This window comes from Mycobacterium sp. KBS0706 (assembly GCF_005938675.2).
Taxonomy (GTDB): domain Bacteria; phylum Pseudomonadota; class Alphaproteobacteria; order DSM-16000; family Inquilinaceae; genus Inquilinus.
The window spans coordinates 1-878 of sequence record NZ_VCCH02000304.1 but is presented as its reverse complement, the minus strand read 5'-3'; the positions used below and the strand labels follow the sequence as shown (position 1 = coordinate 878).

Genomic DNA, 878 nt, shown 5'->3' with positions numbered 1-878 from the left:
AGTTTTCGAAGACGAGGAGGGTGTCGAAGAGATCGGCGAAGCCGGCGATCTGCTGGATGCGGGTGAGGCCGAGATGCTGGTGAGCGAGCAGGCGGGACTGTTCCTCCTGCAACCGGGCCAGGAGCGCCGCCAGCGGCTCCGCCGGACGCAGCCGCAGGCGCAGCGGCAGCGTGTTGATCAGCAGCCCCACCATGGCCTCGATCCCCGGCAGCTCCGCCGGCCGACCCGACACCGTCACCCCGAACACCACGTCGTCCCGTCCGGTCAGGCGGCCCAGCAGGATGCCCCAGGCCCCTTGCACCAGCGTGTTCACCGTCAGCCCGAGCCGACGGGCCTGCCGCGTCAGCGCCGCCGTCCGCTCCGCCGTCAGCGACACCGACACCGTCTCCGGCATCGCCGCCGCCGTCGACCGCCTCGGCGCCAGCCGCGTCGGTTCCTCCAGACCCTGCAGCGCCTCCCGCCACGCCGCCTCCGCCGCTTGCCCGTCCTGCCGCCGCAGCCAGCCCAGATAGTCCCGGAACGGCGTCACCCGCGGCAGCCCCTCCGCGGAGCCTCCCGCCCGGTACAACGCGAACAATTCCCGCAGCAGCAGCGGCGTCGACCAGCCGTCCAGCAGAATGTGGTGGTTGGTGATCACCAGCCGGTGCCGTTCCGGCCCCAGCCGGATCAGCATGAAGCGGATCAGCGGCCCTTGCCCGAGATCGAAGCGGTGGCCGCGGTCCGACGCCAGAGCCTCCGCCAGCGCCGCCTCGCCGAGCCCCGACAGGTCCAGCTCCGTCCAGGGCGGCTCCGCCGCGCGCAGGATCACCTGCACCGGCCGCTCCAGGCCGCCATGCCGGAACGCCGCCCGCAGATTCGCGTGCCGTGCCAGCAGCCTC

Annotated in this window: 1 protein-coding gene; it reads right to left on the bottom strand. The window is 73.0% G+C overall.

What is annotated here, in order from left to right; genetic code table 11:
• Nucleotides 1-878: condensation domain-containing protein (locus tag FFK22_RS41965; RefSeq protein WP_306770274.1), on the bottom strand; the 878-nt coding region annotated here is incomplete at both ends.